The organism is Streptomyces sp. NPDC058459, from assembly GCF_042721685.1.
Taxonomy (GTDB): Bacteria; Actinomycetota; Actinomycetes; order Streptomycetales; family Streptomycetaceae; genus Streptomyces.
Genome location: NZ_JBHXLV010000001.1, coordinates 85,609 through 100,417, shown reverse-complemented (window position 1 = coordinate 100,417; position 14,809 = coordinate 85,609). Strand labels below are relative to the sequence as shown.

At 71.4% G+C, this 14,809-nt stretch carries 12 protein-coding genes and 3 pseudogenes; 8 read left to right on the top strand and 7 right to left on the bottom strand.

The annotated features are described in order from the left end of the window. Nucleotides 1–154: 154 nt before the first annotated feature. On the top strand, nt 155–1,015 hold the full coding sequence (locus ACFWN1_RS00475) for a helix-turn-helix domain-containing protein (protein WP_384356526.1): 861 nt from the start codon (nt 155–157) through the stop codon (nt 1,013–1,015). Beyond that, a complete protein-coding gene (locus ACFWN1_RS00470) occupies nt 1,015–1,269 on the top strand; it encodes a DUF397 domain-containing protein (protein WP_384356523.1) in 255 nt (84 codons plus the stop codon). Before ACFWN1_RS00475 ends, ACFWN1_RS00470 begins: the two co-directional genes overlap by 1 nt. A gap of 103 nt (nt 1,270–1,372) precedes the next feature. On the opposite strand, the gene ACFWN1_RS00465 is transcribed toward ACFWN1_RS00470, so the two are convergent. After that, a complete protein-coding gene (locus ACFWN1_RS00465; RefSeq protein WP_384356520.1) occupies nt 1,373–2,860 on the bottom strand; it encodes a glutamate synthase subunit beta in 1,488 nt (495 codons plus the stop codon). Between the two features lie 246 nt (nt 2,861–3,106). Continuing rightward, the gene (locus ACFWN1_RS00460) at nt 3,107–3,868 is read right to left on the bottom strand and encodes a DUF2293 domain-containing protein (RefSeq protein ID WP_384356517.1); all 762 of its coding nucleotides are present in this window, start codon (nt 3,866–3,868) and stop codon (nt 3,107–3,109) included. Nucleotides 3,869–4,006: 138 nt separating this feature from the next. Between ACFWN1_RS00460 and ACFWN1_RS00455 the strand changes: the two genes are divergently transcribed. Next, nucleotides 4,007–4,639, top strand: a complete 633-nt coding sequence (locus ACFWN1_RS00455; RefSeq protein WP_384356514.1) for a uridine kinase — start codon at nt 4,007–4,009, stop codon at nt 4,637–4,639. A gap of 60 nt (nt 4,640–4,699) precedes the next feature. Here ACFWN1_RS00455 and ACFWN1_RS00450 read toward each other — a convergent pair whose 3' ends face one another. After that, nucleotides 4,700–5,827 carry a magnesium and cobalt transport protein CorA gene (locus ACFWN1_RS00450; protein ID WP_384356510.1) on the bottom strand — a complete coding sequence of 376 codons (1,128 nt, stop codon included), beginning with the start codon at nt 5,825–5,827 and terminating at the stop codon, nt 4,700–4,702. 133 nt (nt 5,828–5,960) lie between these two features. Here ACFWN1_RS00450 and ACFWN1_RS00445 point away from each other — a divergent pair. Next, nucleotides 5,961–6,508 (top strand): annotated as a pseudogene (locus tag ACFWN1_RS00445) (methyltransferase domain-containing protein); the annotation flags it as partial. Nucleotides 6,509–6,604: 96 nt separating this feature from the next. On the opposite strand, the pseudogene ACFWN1_RS00440 reads toward ACFWN1_RS00445, so the two are convergent. From ACFWN1_RS00440 to ACFWN1_RS00425, 4 genes and pseudogenes are all read right to left on the bottom strand, one after another. Beyond that, a pseudogene (locus ACFWN1_RS00440) lies at nt 6,605–7,037 on the bottom strand (carbohydrate kinase family protein); the annotation flags it as partial. After that, nucleotides 7,037–7,204: pseudogene (locus tag ACFWN1_RS00435) on the bottom strand (pseudouridine-5'-phosphate glycosidase); the annotation flags it as partial. The pseudogenes ACFWN1_RS00435 and ACFWN1_RS00440, both read right to left, overlap by 1 nt. Before the next feature lie 90 nt (nt 7,205–7,294). Continuing rightward, the gene (locus tag ACFWN1_RS00430) at nt 7,295–7,849 is read right to left on the bottom strand and encodes a methylated-DNA--[protein]-cysteine S-methyltransferase (RefSeq protein ID WP_384356507.1); all 555 of its coding nucleotides are present in this window, start codon (nt 7,847–7,849) and stop codon (nt 7,295–7,297) included. A gap of 49 nt (nt 7,850–7,898) precedes the next feature. Beyond that, nucleotides 7,899–8,768: a glycerophosphodiester phosphodiesterase gene (locus tag ACFWN1_RS00425; RefSeq protein WP_384356504.1), complete on the bottom strand. Its 870-nt coding sequence runs from the start codon at nt 8,766–8,768 to the stop codon at nt 7,899–7,901. Between the two features lie 278 nt (nt 8,769–9,046). On the opposite strand from ACFWN1_RS00425, the gene ACFWN1_RS00420 reads away from it, so the two are divergent. The 4 genes from ACFWN1_RS00420 (at nt 9,047) to ACFWN1_RS00405 (ending at nt 14,755) form a co-directional block, all read left to right on the top strand. Next, a complete protein-coding gene (locus ACFWN1_RS00420; RefSeq protein ID WP_384356501.1) occupies nt 9,047–9,922 on the top strand; it encodes an MHYT domain-containing protein in 876 nt (291 codons plus the stop codon). A 41-nt stretch (nt 9,923–9,963) separates the two neighbouring features. Further along, nucleotides 9,964–12,111, top strand: a complete 2,148-nt coding sequence (gene uvrB, locus ACFWN1_RS00415; RefSeq protein WP_384356498.1) for an excinuclease ABC subunit UvrB — start codon at nt 9,964–9,966, stop codon at nt 12,109–12,111. 155 nt (nt 12,112–12,266) lie between these two features. Then, nucleotides 12,267–12,845 carry a TerD family protein gene (locus tag ACFWN1_RS00410; RefSeq protein WP_384356495.1) on the top strand — a complete coding sequence of 193 codons (579 nt, stop codon included), beginning with the start codon at nt 12,267–12,269 and terminating at the stop codon, nt 12,843–12,845. 122 nt (nt 12,846–12,967) lie between these two features. Continuing rightward, on the top strand, nt 12,968–14,755 hold the full coding sequence (locus ACFWN1_RS00405; protein ID WP_384356596.1) for a TerD family protein: 1,788 nt from the start codon (nt 12,968–12,970) through the stop codon (nt 14,753–14,755). Nucleotides 14,756–14,809 lie beyond the last annotated feature (54 nt).

Genomic DNA, 14,809 nt, shown 5'->3' with positions numbered 1-14,809 from the left:
CTCGCAACAGCACCTCGCGCGGCGCCAATTGGGACCGTCGTCGATCCGCCCGGATCTTCGAATGCGTCTTCGATCGGCGCCGCAGGGCTGTCGGGGTGCCTCCACCGGGAATCCCGTCCAGGCAACCGGTACGTCTCCCCCCGGAGGTGGCAACGTGAGCGAACCGCGGTCCGCGCCGACCGTGGGTCAGGTGGTCCTCGGCCGCCGCCTGCTGGACCTGCGGGAACGCGCCGGGCTCAAGCGCGAGGAGGCCGCCCGCGTCCTTCGCGTCGCCCCCGCCACCGTGCGCCGCATGGAGATGGCCGAGGTCTCCCTCAAGATCCCGTACCTCCAACTCCTCCTGAGGTCCTACGGCGTTCCGGACGACGAGGCCGAACTTTTCGTCCAACTGGCCGAGGAGGCCAACAGACCAGGCTGGTGGCAGCGGTTCCACGACATCCTGCCGGGCTGGTTCTCCATGTACGTCAGCCTGGAGGGCGCCGCCGCGCTCATCCGCTCCTACGAGCCGCACTTCGTCCCCGGACTGCTCCAGACCGAGGAGTACGCGCGCGGGGTGCTCAGATCCGGCGCCATCGGCCAGACCAGCCCCGACGACATCGAACGCCACGTCGACCTGCGCATGCGCCGCCAGGAACTGCTCACCCGGCCCGACGCGCCCCGATTCTGGACGGTGATGGACGAGACCGCCCTGCGCCGCCCGGTCGGCGGACCCGAGGTGATGCGCGCCCAGCTCGACAGACTCCTGGAAGCCGCGTCGCTGCCCGGCGTCACGCTCCAGGTCGCCCCGTTCGCCAACGGGCCGCATCCGGGCACGTACGGCCCCTTCGTACTGTTCCGGTTCGCCATGCCCGAACTCCCCGACATGGTCTACACCGAGTACCTGACCGGCGCCGTCTACCTCGACGCGCGCTCCGAGGTGGCGACCCACCTGGAGGTCATGGACCGCATGGCGGCGCAGGCCGCAACCGCACAACGCACGAAGGAGATCCTGTGGGACCTCCGCAAGGAGCTGTAATGGAGAGCGTCAATCCGCGCCGCCGCGTCTACAACGGCATGCCCGCGCGGGAGCTGGGCGCCGTGGGCTGGCACAAGCCCTGGAGCGGCGGCAACGGCGGCAACTGCCTGGAGGCCATGAAACTGGCCGACGGCCGTATCGCCCTGCGCCAGTCCACCGACCCGGACGGCCCCGCGCTGATATACACCACCGCCGAGATGACCGCCTTCATCACGGGCGCGAAGGCGGGAGAGGCGGACTTCCTGCTGTCCTGAACCGCTGTCACTGTTTCTGACCCATGCGCACCACCCTTGCCCGCCCCCCTTCGTCACCCTCCTCTTCTTCTCGGCTCCGGCTCTTTTCCGCTCCGGCCGATGGCTACACGGCCATCGGCCGGTCGTACGGCGAGATCGGCGCCTGCAACCACGACCGGCCCATCAGATAGCGGTCCACGGCCGCCGCCACCGCCCGGCCCTCCGCGATCGCCCACACCACGAGCGACTGCCCGCGCGCGGCATCCCCGGCGGCGAACACGCCCGGCACGTTCGTGGCGAAGTCCCCGTCCCGCGCGATCGTGCCGCGCACTTCCGTCACCAGCCCCAGCTGGTCGATGAGCCCGTCCGCGCGGTCCGGGCCGGTGAAACCGAGCGCCAGCAGCACCAGGTCGGCGGGGAGCGTACGGTCGCTGCCCGCCACCGGCCGCCGCTGCTCGTCCACCTCCACCACATGCAGCTCCTTCACCCGCCCCCGCTCGTCCCCGGTGAACCGGAGCGTGGAGGCCGCGAACAGCCGGGCGTCCGCGTCCGCCGCAGGAGCGGTCCGCAGCTCACCCGCCTCCTCGTGCGCGCCGGAGAGACGGTAGAGCTTCGGGTACGTCGGCCACGGCTCCGCCTCCGCGTCCCGCGCCTCGCCCGGCCGGGCGTAGATGTCCAGCTGGGTCACGGACGCGGCACCCTCGCGCACCGCCGTCCCCAGACAGTCGGCCCCGGTGTCACCACCCCCCACGATCACCACGTGCCGCCCCGCCGCCGAGAAGGGACTGACCTCCAGGTCGCCCGCGCACACCCGGTTGGCCGGCGGCAGATACTCCATCGCCTGCACCACCCCGGCCAACTCCCGCCCCGGCACGTCCAGTTCCCGCCACGCCGTGGCGCCGGTGGCGATCACCACAGCGTCGTACCTGGACCGCAGCTCCGGCGCCGGCACGTCCCGCCCGACCGCCACCGACGTACGGAACCGTGTCCCCTCCGCCCGCAACTGCTCCAGCCGCCGGTCCAGAGCGCGCTTCTCCATCTTGAACTCGGGGATGCCGTACCGCATCAGCCCCCCGATCCGGTCGTCCTTCTCGTACACCGCGACGGTGTGCCCCGCCCGCGTGAGCTGCTGCGCGGCGGCGAGCCCGGTCGGCCCCGAACCGATCACCGCGACCGTCTTCCCGGACAGCCGGTCCGGGGGCCGGGGCGGCACGAAGTGCTCCTCCCAGGCCCGCTCGGCGATCGCCCACTCGACGTTCTTGATCGTGACGGCGGGCTGGTTGATGGCCAGCACACACCCCGCCTCGCACGGCGCCGGGCACAGCCTGCCGGTGAACTCCGGGAAGTTGTTCGTGGCGTGCAGACGTTCGCTCGCCACCCGCCAGTCCGACCGGGCAACCAGGTCGTTCCACTCGGGGATCAGGTTCCCCAGCGGGCATGCCTCGTGGCAGAAGGGGACTCCGCAGTCCATGCACCGGTTCGCCTGCGCGCTGACGATGGGCAGCAGCGCCCCGGGGACATAGACCTCGTCCCAGTCCCGGACCCGCTCCATCACAGGCCGCCGCGGCCACTCCTGGCGCGACGTGCTCATGAACCCTTTGGGATCGGCCATGGGCGTCTTCCTCGCGGACGGGTACCGGGTACGGGTGGCGCCGGGGGTCCCACGAGCCGTGCGGCGGTGCGGTCTCGGGTGGGGGCATTCGGCGGTCGCCCGGCACGGGCGCGACCCCGTCCCGGTGTTCTTCCGGCCACGATACGTCGCCACCGACCCCCGCGCAGGGCGGCGGACAGCACCTTTCCGCACCCCACGGTCCACCGGCCCGCGCCCGCGAACCACTGTTCCCTCGTGCCACTCCTGTCACTCCTCTCCCTGCTCCCGTCCCGGTTCCATCACCTCCCGCGCCACCGGCTCCCGCCACTCCCGCAGCACTCCCCGCACGGCTCCGGCGATCCGGCCGCGCGCCTCGCGCCTGGGCACCCCGCTCATCAGCAGCTCGTCGTACGGCGTGTCCAGGTGCCGTACGGACGCCACCACCGCCGAGGTCACCGCCGCCTCCGACAGCGCCTGCCCCGCCGCGCTGCGCCCGACCCGCCCGCTGCCCCGAAGGCCCGCGTGCTCGGCGACCGCCCGCGCCCGGCCGGCCGGACAGCCGGGGAACAGCCTCCCGATCTCCGCCGCGAACTCCGCGACGAAGCGCTGGTCCGCCTCCCCCCTGCGGCGCGCGTCCCGCGCCCGCCTCCGCTGCCGGACCTCCGCGTCGGCCAGGCACCGTTCCTCCGCCCGCGCCAGCGCGGCCCCCTCCACCAGCAGGCCCTGACGCTCGTACCGCCCGCGACGCCGCGCGAACCGCACGACCACCGCCGACAGCGTGCTCTCCTCCCGCGCCCTGCGGGTCAGCGCGGCATCCCCACGCGGCAGGAACACCAGGTGCCCCAGGTCCGCGCAGTCCAGGCAGCGCGGCACCCCGTCCTCCAGCACCAGCAACCCCAGCGGGCCCCGCCGGCAGGCCGCACAGCGCTTGTGCCGCTGCGGCTGGATCACCACCGGACCGCCCCCGGCATCCGGCGGAGCGGGGGAGCGTGGGTCCACGGAACGGCGTGCGCTCGCGGGACGTGCCATAGGCGGTTCCTTACCCGCCACCGGCCCGCCCTCCCGCACGGGACCGGGCTCGTCCTCTCGCCTTCCTCCCGTCTCTCCCCTTCTCTCCTTCCTCCTCCCGCTTCTCGGCAGCACGGGGCTTCCCGGCATCATGGGCCTGTGCGACTCGAAGCGATCACGTGGGAGCGGCTGGCCGAACGGCTCGCCGACCGGATTCTCGCGCTGGAGCCCGCCGACGGCGGTCCCTGGCCGCGCGTGGGCCTCGACGGGGCGGCCGCCGCCCGCCCGGGAGACCTCGCCGTCCTGCTCGCCGAGGCACTCCGGGTACGCGGACGTCCCTCGCTGGTAGTCGGCGCCGATGACTTCCTGCGCCCCGCCTCACTACGCCTGGAACACGGCCGACGGGACGAGGAGTCGTACTTCAGCGGCTGGTTCGACACCGGCGCGCTGTGGCGCGAGGTCCTCGGGCCTCTGGACGCCGGAGGCGACGGCCGGGTGCTGCCCGACCTGTGGGACCCGGTCACCGACCGCGCCACCCGCAGCTCCTACGTCCAGCTCCCGCCCGGCGGGGTACTGCTGCTCCACGGCCCCCTTCTTCTACGGCACTGGTTCCCCTTCGACCTGGCCGTCCACATCCTCCTGTCACCCGGTGCCCTGCGCCGCCGTACCCCCGGCGCCGACCACTGGACGCTCGCCGCCTTCGCCCGCTACGAGACGGAGACCGACCCCGCCACCACGGCCGACGTCCTCGTGCGCGCCGACGACCCACGGCACCCCGCCTGGAACGGCTGACCCCGCTGTCGAGGCTCTGTGGACCGCGCTTCCGCCACCGAGCCCTGGCCGGCCGGAGTGTCAGAACCAGCCGTTGCGCCGGAAGCCCCGCCAGAGCGCGTAACAGGCCAGCGCGGTGATCCCCATGATGAGCGGATAGCCGTAGTGCCAGTGCGCCTCGGGCATGTACTCGAAGTTCATGCCGTAGACACCGCAGACCATCGTCGGTACCGCGACGATCGCGGCCCAGGCCGTGATCTTCCGCATGTCCTCGTTCTGCGCGACCGTCACCTGCGCGAGGTGTGCCTGCAGGATGGAGTTGAGCAGCTCGTCGAACGCGGCGATCTGGTCCTTGGCCCGTATCAGATGGTCCATCACGTCCCGGAAGTAGGCCTGTATCTCCGGGTCGACCACCTTCATCGGCCGGGTGGCCAGATCCTCCACAGGGCGCACCAGCGGCACCGCGGCCCGTTTCAGTTCGAGCAGTTCGCGCTTCAGCTGGTAGATCCGCCCCGGGTCGGCACGCGCGCCCTCCTCCGAGAACACATCCGTCTCGACCTGTTCGACATCGCCCTGCACCGCGTCCGTGACGTTCAGGTACTCGTCCACCACATGGTCCGCGATGGCGTGCAGCACCGCGGAAGGGCCCTTGGCCAGCTGACGCGGACGCGACTCCAGCTCCTCGCGCAGCGGGCCCAGCGAACCGTGATGACCGTGCCGCACGGTGATGACGAAGTCCTCGCCGACGAACACCATGATCTCGCCGGTGTTCACCACCTCGCTCGTCGCCGTCAGCTTCTCGTGCTCTACGTAACAGACCGTCTTCAGCACCGCGAAGAGCGTGTCGCCGTACCGCTCCAGCTTGGGGCGCTGGTGGGCCTCCACCGCGTCCTCCACCGCCAGCGGATGCAGGTCGAACAGGTCGGCGACATCGGCGAACTCCTCGGTGGTCGGCTCGTGCAGACCAAGCCAGACGAAGCCGTCGCCGGTATTGCGGACCGTCTTCACAGCGTCCACCAGATCGGCGGAGCCCGGCACGCGTATGCCGTCCTGATACGTCACGCAGTTCACGACCGAGGAACCCAGCGGCGACCGGGCCGGGTGGCTCAGGTCCACACGCGGCCGGCGCCGGGCCAGACCGGCCACCTTGCGCAGGCCGCCGACCTTGCTCAGCTTTGTGACTTTCCGCAGATTCCCCGCCATCGACATCTGGATCTCCTTGCCTGGATCTCCGCACCTGACACCTTTCGTGTCCTGCGCGGCCAGTCTGCCAGTCCGTCAGGAAACTCGGGAAAGCCTGTGGAAAACACGCATTCCGCTTCGTTTCCGCCTGTGGACGAAGGGTCGGCCACCGGTGGAGGCCCGCACCTACGACGTGGACGTCGAAGGGCCGCCCGGCCAGGGCTTCGACCTCGTACACGCCCGGCTCGTACTCGTCCATGTCCCGGGCTGGGAGTTGGCGTTGCGGTCCTAGGCCGAGGCGCTGCGGCCCGGCGGATGGCTGCTGATCGAGGACGCCGATCCGGCCCTGCAACCCCTGGCCTGCCCCGACGAGCACGGGGCGGGAGGAGCGGCTCGCCAACCCGGCTCCGCCAGGGCTTCCGCCGGGTCCTCGCCGAGCGCGGCGCCGGTCTCTCCTACGGCCGCCGCCTGCCGCGCCTGCTCCGCGAGGCAGGGCCGCGGCAGGTCGAGGTTGACGCGCACTTCCCGCTCACCTCACCGGCGTGCCTCGCGCTCGAACTGGCCACGGCCCATCAGATCCGGGGCCGTCCGGTCGAAGCGGGACCGGCCACGGACGAGGACATGGACCGCCACCTGGCCGACGCCGCCGCGGGCGGCATGGACCTGGCCGCCGAGCCGATGATCTCGGCGTGGAGGCGCAAGGTCTGAGCTGCGCGAGCCTCAGGGGATCCGCGGAGCGGGTGTGTGCGGAGCCCGCGCGTCGTGGTCCGGGCGCGGCAGCCGGCCGCCCACCCGTTCCACCGCTCACGCCCCGGCCCGGCAGTCACGCTTCGCCGCGACCTCCGCACTGGCGCCGGCCACCAGAGCGGTCAGGAACGCGCCGGTGAACGCGTCCCCGGCGCCCGTACTGTCCGTCGCCTCGGGCCGGTACCGCCGGAACCCGGGCGCACACCGCCCCCGACCAGGCCGCCAACGCCCCCTCCGCCCCCGACTTGGCCACCACCACCGGTCCGAGCCCGCTCAGCTCCGCCGCCTCCGCGCAGTCGGACACCCCCGTGAGCAGCCACGCCTCGTCCCGGCTGGGCAGCGGCACATCGAGCTGTCCGGCGAACTCCAGGAACCGGTCCGCCCCGAACCGCGCGAGGAGCCCCGCCGAAGCCGGGTCCAGACTGACCGGCACCCCACGCGCGCGTGCCGCCGCCAGCGCGGCTCGGGCCAACGCCTGGCTGGACTCGGCGTCGCGGGCACGGCTCCCTCGCGCCGCACCATGTCCTCCAGCTCCAGCGCCACCTGGAGATTGCGCGGGCGTGGCAGCCCGTGCGCGATGATCGTGGAAACCATGGCCACCACCGGCCGCCCGCCGCCCGTCGCCTTCCGGACCTCCTCGGACAACTCCAGCACCACGCGCCCGCCTCCCGTCCGTCGCCTCCCCTCATTCCTGGCGGGCGCGACCCCCGGCCGAACGCCGCGCCCAGGAACGGCCGGTGGACGTCGTCAGAACAGCGGCTCGGGCAGCACGCCCTCCAGTGCGAGCAGCTGCCGCTTGGTCTCCAGCCCGCCCCCGAAACCACCGATTCCGCCGTCACTCTCCACCACCCGGTGACACGGCACGACGACCGGCAGCGGATTCGCGCCCATCGCCGTGCCCACCGCCTGCGCCCCGCCCGGCTGTCCGACCCGCCGGGCCAGATCCCCGTAACCGACCACCGTGCCGTACGGGACGCCGGCGGCCAGCTCGTGCAGCACCGTCCGGTTGAAGCCCGAGATCAGCGACCAGTCCAGCGGCACGTCGAAGTCATGGCGCTCACCCGCGAGATACGCCTCGATCTGACCTGTCGCCTCGGCCAGCAGGGGCGCGCCCGGCTCCTGGACCGGCGCGGTGCCGTACCGCGCCGCCAGCCGCTTCAGGGCGCGCTCGCACACCGGACCGGTGGCGTGGAAGACGACGTTGACCAGTCCCTGGCGGCTCGCCGCCAGCATCAGCGGGCCGATGCGGCTGTCCACGACCGCCCAGACGACCCGCTGCCCGTCCTGCCCCTGGTTGTCCATGCCGACCACGTTACGGCCCGCCACTGACAAACGGGTTCCGCAGCCGGGCTCAGGAGGCGCTCAGCGCCGTCCGCACCACGTCGGGCTTGTTGGTGATGATCCCGTCGACTCCGTAGCCCCTGACCTTCCGGGCCGTGGCCGCGTCGTTCACCGTCCAGGTCAGCAGCCGCAGCGGCTTGCCGTGCGGCCCCTTCAGCGCGTGCACGGCCGAGACGTAGTTCGCGGAGAGGTCCGCGTACGACGGGTTGACCAGGTCCGCGAACCGGGCGTACCCGCTCAGTTCGGCGATCTTCGGACGCCCCAGGTAACCGGTGGTAAGCGTCGGCTCGAGCCGGTGCACGGTGCGGATGCTGTCCGCGCTGAAGCTCTGCACGATCAGGCGGCTCCGGTGCGCGGGGTCCAGCCAGCCCTCGTTGCTCACGGTCTTCATGATCTGCTTCTCGATGCCGGGGTACAGCTCGGGGTTCTTGACCTCGAGCAGCAGCTTCTCGTGGTTGCGCTCGACCCGGCGCATGTACCGCTCCAGCGTCGGCACGCGCGCGCCCGCGAAGGCGGAGGAGAACCAGCTGCCCGCGTCCAGCCGGGCGATCTCGGACGCCGTGAAGTCCTTCACCTTCCAGGGCGCCCGGCCGGGGAACACGGCCTCGACGTTCGTGGTGCGCGCCAGGCTGTCGTCGTGGAGGACGACCAGCTCGCCGTCCCTGGTGCGCTGCACGTCGTTCTCCACCCAGGAGAAGCCGAGCCTCGCCGCTTTGTCGATGGCGGCCAGCGTGTTCTCGGGCGCGTACGCGGAGGCTCCTCGGTGGGCGACCACCATGGGCTGGGCCGCCCGGACCGGATGGCTGTCGGAGACGGGGCTCAGCAGGACCGTCGCTCCCAGGGCCGCGGTGGCCACGGCGGCGACTGCGTGCGCGTGCATGCGTACTCCTCACGTACGGCGAATACCAACAGCACCAGAGTGACAGCGGAGCGTCAACGACAAACTGGCGTAGAACGGCCACCAGGCGAACGACGGAGGCCAACTCCGCACACAGGTGGCGCACAAGTGGGGTAAAACCGTGTTCCTTTGTCGGAAAATCATTCGACCATTCCGGTGGCGGCCATACTCTCGGCGTCAGCCCCGACCGCCACAGCGGTGCTGGGCAGGGGGAGCACCGCGTCTGCCGCGGGACGTGAGAAGGCGAGGGACAGCCGCGCATGCGAGGCACGATCGACGGATTCAGCTACGGGGTCGTCACCCCCCTCGTGGGCTATGTGATGGCCTGCCTGGGCGGCGCCCTCGGCCTGCGCTGCACTACCCGGTCCCTGCTGGTCACCCGGTCCTGGCGACCCGCGTGGCTGGCCCTGGGCTCTACCGCGATCGGCTCCGGCATCTGGACCATGCACTTCATCGCCATGATGGGCTTCTCCATCGACGAGACGCCGATCCGCTTCGACATGCCGATGACCTACGCGAGCCTCGGCCTGGCCATCGTCATGGTGGGCGTCGGGATCTTCATCATCGGCCACCGGGGCGCCATCGGTACCTCGCTCGTCACCGGCGGCACGATCACCGGTCTGGGCGTCGCCTCGATGCACTACCTCGGCATGGCCGGGATGCGCTTCGACGGACGGTTCATCTATGACATCGCCGGCGTCGTCGTGTCCGTCGTGATCGCCGTGGTGGCCGCCACCGTCGCCCTCTGGGCCGCCGGACACGTGAGGGGTCTGCGGGGCAGCATCGGCGCCAGTCTGGTCATGGGCCTCGCCGTCAGCGGCATGCACTACACCGGCATGGCCGGACTCACCGTCCACCTCCACGGCACCCCCGGCTCCACCACCAGGGGCTCGGCCGCCGCCGTACTCGCCCCGGTCCTCATCGGACCGCTCGCGCTCCTGCTCCTCGCGGCCGTCGTCGTGATGTTCGATCCGCTGATGGTTAAGGGCACGCCGCGGCCCGTCCCTGCAGAGGCCAGGCCGGGCGTTCCGGCCGCCGCCGTACCCTCCCACCAGCGCGTTCGACCGTCGCAGCGACCGGTCCGCGAGCCGGTCCATGCCGACGCTCACGGCTTCCGAACCCCCCAGCGCCACTGACTCCCGGCCCGTTGTCAGTGCGGAGTCGTACGGTTGGTTCCATGCGGCCCGTTTCAAAGATCGAACGCACGGTGGCGCCCATCGAGGTCGTCAGCCCCTACCAGCCCAGCGGCGACCAGCCGACGGCCATCGCCGACCTGGCCAAGCGCGTGCGGGGCGGTGAGAAGGACGTCGTACTGCTCGGCGCGACCGGCACCGGCAAGTCCGCCACCACCGCGTGGATGATCGAGAAGCTCCAGCGCCCCACCCTGGTGATGGCGCCGAACAAGACGCTGGCGGCCCAGCTGGCCAACGAGTTCCGCGAGCTGCTCCCGAACAACGCTGTCGAATACTTCGTCTCGTACTACGACTACTACCAGCCCGAGGCGTACGTCCCGCAGTCGGACACCTACATCGAGAAGGACTCCTCGATCAACGAGGAGGTCGAGCGCCTGCGCCACTCGGCGACCAACTCCCTGCTCACCCGGCGTGATGTCGTCGTGGTCGCCTCCGTCTCCTGCATCTACGGCCTGGGCACCCCGCAGGAGTACGTGGACCGCATGGTCCCTCTGAAGATCGGTGAGGAGATCGACCGCGACGACCTGCTGCGCCGCTTCGTCGAGATCCAGTACACGCGCAACGACACGGCCTTCACCCGGGGCACCTTCCGTGTGCGCGGCGACACCATCGAGATCTTCCCGGTCTACGAGGAGCTGGCCGTCCGTATCGAGATGTTCGGCGACGAGATCGAGGCGCTGTCCACACTGCACCCGCTCACAGGCGAGATCATCAGCGACGACCAGCAGCTGTACGTCTTCCCCGCCTCCCACTACGTCGCCGGCCCCGAGCGCATGGAGCGCGCGGTCAACGGCATCGAGAAGGAGCTGGGGGAGCGGCTGGCCGAGCTGGAGAAGCAGGGCAAGCTCCTGGAGGCCCAGCGCCTGCGGATGCGCACCACCTACGACATCGAGATGCTCCGCCAGATCGGCACCTGCTCCGGCGTGGAGAACTACTCAATGCACTTCGACGGCCGCCTCCCCGGTTCCCCGCCGAACACCCTGCTCGACTACTTCCCGGACGACTTCCTGCTCGTCATCGACGAGTCGCATGTCACCGTCCCGCAGATCGGCGCCATGTACGAGGGCGACGCCTCCCGCAAGCGCACCCTGGTCGACCACGGCTTCCGGCTGCCCTCAGCGCTGGACAACCGCCCGCTGAAATGGGAGGAGTTCCAGGAACGCGTCGGGCAGACCGTCTACCTGTCGGCCACCCCGGGCGCGTACGAACTGTCCCGGGGCGACGGCGTGGTGGAGCAGATCATCCGCCCGACCGGCCTGGTCGACCCCGAGGTCGTGGTCAAGCCCACCGAGGGGCAGATCGACGACCTGGTGCACGAGATCCGGGAGCGCACCGACAAGGACGAGCGTGTCCTGGTCACCACGCTCACCAAGAAGATGGCCGAGGACCTCACCGACTACTTCGTGGAACTCGGCATCCAGGTCCGCTATCTGCACAGCGACGTCGACACCCTGCGCCGCGTGGAACTGCTGCGCGAGCTGCGCGCCGGTGAGTACGACGTACTGGTCGGCATCAACCTGCTGCGTGAGGGCCTCGACCTGCCCGAGGTGTCCCTGGTGGCCATCCTCGACGCCGACAAGGAAGGCTTCCTGCGCTCCGGCACCTCGCTGATCCAGACCATCGGCCGCGCGGCGCGCAATGTCTCCGGCCAGGTCCACATGTACGCCGACAAGATCACCCCGGCGATGGAGAAGGCCATCGACGAGACCAACCGGCGCCGGGAGAAGCAGGTCGCGTACAACAAGGCCAAGGGCATCGACCCGCAGCCGCTGCGCAAGAAGATCAACGATATCGTCGCGCAGATCGCCCGCGAGGGCGTCGACACCGAGCAGCTCCTAGGGACCGGCTACCGGCAGCACAAGGACGGCAAGGCACCCAAGACGCCCGTGCCCTCCCTCGGAGGCAAGGCCACCCAGGACGCCAAGGCGAAGGCGGCCAAGACCAAGGCCAAGGGCAGGACCCAGCCCACCGATCAGCCGGCCGCCGAACTCGCCGGGCAGATCGAGGAGATGACGGACCGCATGCGCGCCGCCGCGGCGGAGCTCCAGTTCGAGATCGCCGCCCGGCTGCGCGACGAGGTGTCCGAGATGAAGAGGGAACTGCGCCAGATGCGGGAGGCCGGCATCGCCTGACCCACCAGACCCGTCCGGACCTCGGCATACGCGCCAGTGTTGCAACACCGACACAAAGCGCGGGCCGGGGTTCGGCACGGTCGGTGGCGCTGCGTAGGGTTCTGGGCAACCGCGCGATGCGCGGCAACAGGGGAACACCGAGAGGGGATTCAGCCGTGACCGTCAACATGACCAAGGGCCAGGCCATCAGCCTGGAGAAGAAGGACGGGGCCGCCCTTACCGCGGTCCGTATGGGTCTCGGCTGGCAGGCGGCGAAGCGACGCGGGCTGTTCGGCTCGCGCACCCGCGAGATCGACCTGGATGCCTCGGCGGTCCTCTTCGCGGAGAAGCAACCGGTCGACGTCGTCTTCTTCCGCCACCTGGTGAGCGACGACGGTTCCGTCCGCCACACTGGCGACAACCTGGTCGGCGGTGTCGGGCAGGGCGGCGACGACGAGGCCGTACTCGTGGACCTCCAGCGGGTCCCGGCCCACGTCGACCAGATCGTCTTCACCGTGAACTCGTTCACCGGGCAGACCTTCCAGGAGGTGCAGAACGCGTTCTGCCGTCTCGTGGACGAGACCAACGGGCAGGAACTCGCGCGCTACACGCTGGCGGGCGGCGGCGAGTACACCGCGCAGATCATGGCCAAGGTGCACCGCGCGGGCGCCGGCTGGACGATGACCGCGCTGGGCGAGCCCGCCAACGGGCGCACGTTCCAGGACCTGATGCCCGCGATCCTCCCGCACCTGTAGGACCGCGCCTGCAGGACCCGCATCCGCAGGACCCGCATCCGCAGGACCCGCACCCGCAGGACCGCGTCCGCAGGACCGCACCGGCCGGGCGCCGCGACAACACGACACAGGGGGCGATGGTGATGGGGACCGAACTGGTGCGGGGGCAGAACCATCCGCTGCCCCGGACCCGGCTGGAGATCCGGATCTCGGCCGAGATCCCCGTGCTCGTGGCGGCCGCTCTCGGAGACGAGGGCGGCCGCGTCCGTGACCCCCACCGGATCGCCCATCCCGGCACCCCCGTCCTTCCCGGCTTCGAGGTGCCCCGCGTAGTGGCCACGGAGCACCGCCTCTCCGCCGACCCGGGGGAGCTGCCCGACGCGGTGCACCGGGTCACCGTGCTGCTGGCCCTGCCGGAACAGGCGGGCACGCGGGTGCGGTTCGGCGCGACCGAGGCCCCGCGGGTGGCCGTCACCGGCGCCGGCGGCGCGGAGATCGCCCGCTTCACCCTCGTCGGACTGGACGCCGAATCGGCTGTCGTCGCGCTGGAGCTGTACCGCAGGCAGGGCGGCTGGAAGGTGCGCGCGGTCGGCCAGGGGTACGCGGACGGCCTCACCGCACTCCTGACGGACCTGGGGCTGCCCGAGGCTCGCGAAGCCGCCGAGGCGATACACGAAGCGGGGCGCCCCGGCGGGCCGAAGGAAGCCCTGTCTTCGGAGGCCCTGCCACCCGGGGGCGGACCGGTCGACTACACCCACCCCGGGCGCCAGGCTTCCGCGGCCGCACCCGCCCCCGCCCCCGGTGAACCGCCCCGCCCCGTCGCGGGTGATGCCGCGGGCTGGTCGATGGAGGAGCGGCTGTACAACCAGGTCTGGGGCATGTTCGAGGACCTGGCCCGGACCACCGCCGCCTTCCGGAGCGCGGCCGACTTCGCCGCCGCCCGCCTGGACCGGGAACTCGACGAGGTTCTCGCCGACCCGCGCACCAGGATGGGCGGCGCCGGGGACGCGGCCGGGGAGGCGGCCCGGACCAGGCACGACGAGCTGGTCGGCCGGGCGCGGGCGGCCTACGACCGCGATCTCGCCCAGCTCACCGCCGAGGCCGAGGTCGTAGAGCCCGCGCTGCCACCCGCGTACGCCCGCTGGGACAACCCGGTGTGGCACGGTCACCGGGTGCCGTCCGAGCCGCCCCAGGCCGTCCGGCTGGGCGATCTCCATCTACCCGAGAGCGCGTCCCTGCGTATCCCGATGCTGGTCAGGCTGCCGCTGGAACGGGGCCTGTGGGTCGACAGCGGCGCCACACCGGTCGACTTCACGGACTCCGTGGACCGGCGCCGGCAAGCCCTGGAGGTGGCCGTGGCCCTCGCGGCCCGGCTGCTCGCCGTCCACCCCGCGGGGGAGTTCGCCGTGCAGGTCGTCGATCCGGCCGGCGCCGGAGCCGGGCCGCTCGGAGCGCTCACCCGGACGGGCGCGCTGACCGCACCGCCCGCGACCGGTACGGCGGGCGTGGCGCGGGCGCTGGAGTCGCTCACCCGGCGGGTCGACCTGGTGCGCATGGCGATCGGCGGCGGCGCGACCGAGGCGCTGCCGGACGATATGGGCACCGCCCGGCGGCTGTTGATCGTCAACGACTTCCCCCAGGGCTTCGACGACCGCGCCCTGACCCGGCTCCGCTTCCTCGCGGACGAGGGGCCGGCGGCCGGGGTCCATCTGCTGCTGGTGGCGGACCGCGCAGACGCCGAGCCGTACGGGCCGTTGCTCGACCCGCTGTGGCGTTCGCTGATGCGACTCACCCCCTTGCCCGACGACCATTTCGCCGATCCCTGGGTCGGACACGCGTGGACCTTCGAACCCGCCCTCCCGCCGCACGGGAGCGCGGTTGTCCGGCAAGTGCTCAGCACGGTTTGCGCAGCCAGGACCAAGGACAGGTAAAAAAGCTCTGAGCTGCTCACTTGGTCTTTGTTTTACTTTTCTCTTTACTATTCC

What these genes read in the sequence shown, in the direction of transcription:
- ACFWN1_RS00470 (WP_384356523.1), top strand. Translation starts at nt 1,015, where the DNA reads ATGGAGAGCGTCAATCCGCGCCGCCGCGTCTACAACGGCATGCCCGCG.
- ACFWN1_RS00465 (WP_384356520.1), bottom strand. Translation starts at nt 2,860, where the DNA reads ATGGCCGATCCCAAAGGGTTCATGAGCACGTCGCGCCAGGAGTGGCCG.
- ACFWN1_RS00460 (WP_384356517.1), bottom strand. Translation starts at nt 3,868, where the DNA reads ATGGCACGTCCCGCGAGCGCACGCCGTTCCGTGGACCCACGCTCCCCC.
- ACFWN1_RS00450 (WP_384356510.1), bottom strand. Translation starts at nt 5,827, where the DNA reads ATGTCGATGGCGGGGAATCTGCGGAAAGTCACAAAGCTGAGCAAGGTC.
- ACFWN1_RS00430 (WP_384356507.1), bottom strand. Translation starts at nt 7,849, where the DNA reads ATGGACAACCAGGGGCAGGACGGGCAGCGGGTCGTCTGGGCGGTCGTG.
- ACFWN1_RS00425 (WP_384356504.1), bottom strand. Translation starts at nt 8,768, where the DNA reads ATGCACGCGCACGCAGTCGCCGCCGTGGCCACCGCGGCCCTGGGAGCG.
- ACFWN1_RS00420 (WP_384356501.1), top strand. Translation starts at nt 9,047, where the DNA reads ATGCGAGGCACGATCGACGGATTCAGCTACGGGGTCGTCACCCCCCTC.
- uvrB (WP_384356498.1), top strand. Translation starts at nt 9,964, where the DNA reads ATGCGGCCCGTTTCAAAGATCGAACGCACGGTGGCGCCCATCGAGGTC.
- ACFWN1_RS00405 (WP_384356596.1), top strand. Translation starts at nt 12,968, where the DNA reads ATGGGGACCGAACTGGTGCGGGGGCAGAACCATCCGCTGCCCCGGACC.